The organism is Geobacillus sp. WSUCF1, from assembly GCF_000422025.1.
GTDB lineage: Bacteria > Bacillota > Bacilli > Bacillales > Anoxybacillaceae > Geobacillus > Geobacillus zalihae.
On the sequence record NZ_ATCO01000257.1, the window covers coordinates 1 to 3951 of the forward strand.

A 3951-nucleotide genomic window follows, 5' to 3' on the forward strand; every position below is an offset into this window, starting at 1 on the left:
GATAAACTTTTGACAATACCGCTATGCGAACGGGAGGGGAAAAAGGAAAGAAAAACAGTTCGTACTTTCCCCCATCGTCGTCTATACTAGTAGTGCGCACGGCGATTCACCGATATAAGGGGGATGATCATCGTGAGATGGCAGCGGGCTTTATTGGCGTTGCTCAAAGAGCGGAAAGACCATTCCATCGCGTTGGCGATCGACACATCAAACCGTCCGGAGCGGCCAATGCTCATTCAAAACATTGTGAAGCTGTTTGAAAAGCTGCGCCCGGACACGCTGCTCGTCCAAGCGGATTTTAAAATTCGCGATGTATCTCCGGTTGGCGTGGCGACGATTCAATATTTCAAGCACGGGAAATCGTCGTACACCGAAGTGCTGGAATGGGCCGCTGCGCAAAAAATCGATACGTTGTTTTACATCACCGATGTAACCGGCTATTTTTATGAAGAACTCGAAGTCGACTATGAAGTGTTTTGGCTTGTGCCGGACGATTATATGCCGCGCGTGCCGTTTGGCAAGCCGATTCGCGTGGCGTAACACTGTGAGGAATGCCCTTCGTGATGAAGGGCATTCTCTTTTTGTCAGGAAATTTAACAAGTTTTTTGTGAATGAAACCGATTACAACCAAAAACAGACATTGCTTTTGGTGTATTTGTGTTATATATTATGACATATAAAAGGAATGATAAATAACAAAAAGGGGGATGCGTAAATGGATGAAAAAACGTTGACGCTTGGGCTGGATGCCCTCTGGGTCATGCTTTCGGCGGTGCTCGTCATCGGTATGCAGGCAGGGTTTGCTTTGCTTGAGGCTGGATCAACGCGCATGAAAAACTCCGGGCATGTGGCTGGCAAACAAATTTTAAGCTTTGCCATCGCCTCATTGGCGTTTTGGGCGTTCGGCTTTGCGATTACGTTTGGGGCTGGGAATAGCTTCATCGGGACGGAAGGATGGTTTTTAAAAGAAGGAAAAGGAACGTTTGACTCGTTGTCGTGGGCGAATGTGCCGCTCGAGCTCAAATTTTTATTCCAGCTCGGCTTTGCCGGCGTGTCGCTGGCCATCGCTTGGGGCGGCTTCGCTGAGCGGGCGAAACTGTCTGTTTATTTTCTTTTCGGCACGATTTTTACGATCGCCATTTACCCGGTGATCGGCCATTGGGTGTGGGGCGGCGGCTGGCTTGGGAAAATGGGAATGCAAGATTTCGCTGGTTCGACCGTTGTCCACTTGCAAGGCGCGATTGCGGCGCTCGTGGCTACCATTTTGCTTGGGCCGCGCATCGGCAAGTTCAATAAAGATAAGACTCCAAACGTCATTCCTGGGCATAACCAAGTATATACGGTCATTGGCGGATTGATTTTATGGATCGGCTGGTTCGGCTTTAACGCTGGCAGCACGATGGCGGTTGGCGACGGATTTTTCGGCTATGTCGCGCTGACGACGAATTTGGCCGCCGCGGCGGGAGCGATCGCCGCGATTGTGACGGCGAAAATTTTGGTCGGCAAAGCGGACATTCCAGCGATGGTCAACGGCGTGCTCGCGGCTTTGGTTGCCATTACCGCCGCGTGCGCGTTCGTCGAACCGTGGGCGGCGGTTGTGATCGGTGCAGTGGCGGGGTCGTTTACGTTCTGGACATCCATCTACTTTGAACGCAAAGGGATTGACGATCCGATTTATGCTTTTTCCGTCCATGGTGTCGCTGGCATTATTGGCACGATTTCAACCGGGTTTTTCGCCTCGCCGCGTTTAGTCGAGATCACGGGCATCGGGAAGGCTGGACTGTTTTACGGCGGCGGATTTGATCAGCTGATTGTGCAAACGGTCGGGGTGCTCGGCGCTGCGGTGTATGTCGCTGCTGTTTCGTTTGTCATCTTATATGCCCTGAAGAAAACGATCGGGCTGCGTGTCACGGCGGAACAAGAAATTTCAGGTCTTGATATTAGCGAGCACGGTTCTTATGGCTATCCGGAACAGCTCGATCCGGCGTATCAGCCCAAGACCCTCGCCCAGCAGTAGCCAGGAGGGGAAAGGTGATGGAATCGTTGGCGGCAAAGGTGGTCGAGCGGCTCAACCAAGCCGAGTCGGCCGCCGAACTTCGTTTTTGTCATGATGAACTGGCGCGCGAACTGCGGCGCTGTCTAGCATCTGAACAAATGAAGCAGCTTGCAGGCGACGTCGTTTGCGTGCATGAAGCCATCCTTCGCCGCGCGTTTTTCCTTGCGGAGCGGGAGACGATGAAACGGTCGGTCGGCATTCGTCCCCCGGCGTGGTGCTGGTATGTGATGGGAAGCATCGGCCGACGGGAGCCGACGATTTGGACGGACCAGGACCACGGCATTTTATTCGACTGTCCTGAGGAAGAGGAGGCGGCTTGTTATGAATTCATCCGCCATATGGCGGCGGTTGGGGTGGACATGTTGCATGAGGCTGGGTATCCCTACTGCTCCGGTTACGTGATGGCGACGAACAAGCGGTGGGCGCAGTCGGTCCGCGGTTGGGAGCAACAACTTTCTTCCTATTTAGACAGCGGGTGGCCGAACGACATTCGCTTTTTGTTGATCGCGATGGATATGCGTCCGCTTTATGGCGAGACGGAATTGGCTGAGGAGGGCAGGAGGATGCTGTTTTCGGCGGTGGCCAAACGGCCGCCGCTGTTGGCGCGCATGGGGGAGCACGTTCAATTTCCTCCGGTTCCGCTCGGTTGGCTGGGCAACGTGCAAACGGAGCGATGGGGGCCGCACAGCGGGGCCGTTCATATGAAACAAAGCGGCTACGTGCAGCTCACCAATGCCTTAAAATGGTTGGCCTGTTTTGCGCGCGTCCCGGCGGCGGACACGGCTGAGCGGCGACGGACGCTTGAGGCGGCTGGCGTATTGACGGCGCCGCTTTCCGCCGCCGTTTGCGAGGCGCTGTCTGTTTACTATTCGATTCGTCTTAAGTACAGCACCGAGGCGGGGGACGGGCGTGAATATGTGTTATGGCGGACGCTTGAGCGGACAGAGCAAAAGCAGCTGAAGCAAGCGATGCGCACCGCAAAACGGTTGCAGCGCTTTGTCGCCCGGCGGGTGGCTAACATTCATGCATGAGCGGCACCGTTTTTGGCAGCGGGCGCTCCGCTTGTTGTCGCTCGGCGTTCCGCGCGAGGCATCATCCGCCTTATTTGGGCATGACCATTCGCTGCAACAGGAAACATGGCTTCGCTCGCTGCAAAAGGAAAAACAGCACATCATCGATTGGCATGACCGTTTGACTGACATCCCGTTTGTCATCATCGATATGGAAACGACCGGCTTTTCCCCGGAGCAAGGCGATGAAATTTTGGCCATGGCGGCGGCGAAAACGGTTGGAGGAGTCGTGACCGATGCGTACATGACGCTCGTCAAGCCGGAAAAGCCGATTCCGGAACATATTTCCGCCTTGACCGGCATTGAGGCGAAGGATGTGGTGTTCGCTCCGCCGCTTGCCGAGGCGCTGCGCACGTTTGTGCCGTTTATTGCCGCCGGCGTCTTAATTGGCTATCATATCGGTCATGATTTGGCGTTTTTGCGCCATGCCCTTTGGCGTCATTATCGGCAAAAATGGAGCGGACGATTTCTTGACTTGCAGCCGATGATGACGCTGATCGGCCATTCGTGCCCGACGTTTGACGATGCGTTAGCTTGTTACGGCATCCGTTGCCCGCGCCGCCATACGGCCGACGGCGATGTCGAAGCGATGACGAAGCTATGGGCGATTTTGCTTAAGGAGCTTCACGGGCGCGGCATCGATACGTTGCACGATTTGTACGCGGCGCTCAGCCGCCACTGACGCTCCTAGGCAGGGCAGAGGGCTGGAAGGTTGGTGGAGAATGGTCATTGTTCGCCAAGCGATCGAGTTCGCCGTGAACAAAGAGTTGATTTTACAGGATCAATGTCGTTTTGGCCTAGGGCATCGGCTGAACGAAAAAAAAA

General features: G+C 54.7%; 4 protein-coding genes. All 4 read left to right on the forward strand.

Features of this window, described 5'->3' with window-relative positions:
* The first annotated feature begins 132 nt into the window (after window positions 1-132).
* The 4 genes from I656_RS00400 (at window position 133) to I656_RS00385 (ending at window position 3808) form a co-directional block, all read left to right on the forward strand.
* Window positions 133-540, forward strand: a complete 408-nt coding sequence (locus I656_RS00400) for a VWA-like domain-containing protein (RefSeq protein ID WP_015374636.1) — start codon at window positions 133-135, stop codon at window positions 538-540.
* A gap of 175 nt (window positions 541-715) precedes the next feature.
* The gene (locus I656_RS00395; protein ID WP_020756901.1) at window positions 716-2017 is read left to right on the forward strand and encodes an ammonium transporter; all 1302 of its coding nucleotides are present in this window, start codon (window positions 716-718) and stop codon (window positions 2015-2017) included.
* Between the two features lie 17 nt (window positions 2018-2034).
* Entirely contained in the window at window positions 2035-3087 is a 1053-nt protein-coding gene (locus I656_RS00390; protein ID WP_015374638.1) for a DUF294 nucleotidyltransferase-like domain-containing protein, read from the forward strand.
* Window positions 3080-3808, forward strand: coding sequence for a 3'-5' exonuclease (locus I656_RS00385; RefSeq protein WP_033006931.1), 729 nt, complete (start codon window positions 3080-3082; stop codon window positions 3806-3808). The genes I656_RS00390 and I656_RS00385 overlap by 8 nt, the downstream gene beginning before the upstream one ends.
* Window positions 3809-3951: the final 143 nt, after the last annotated feature.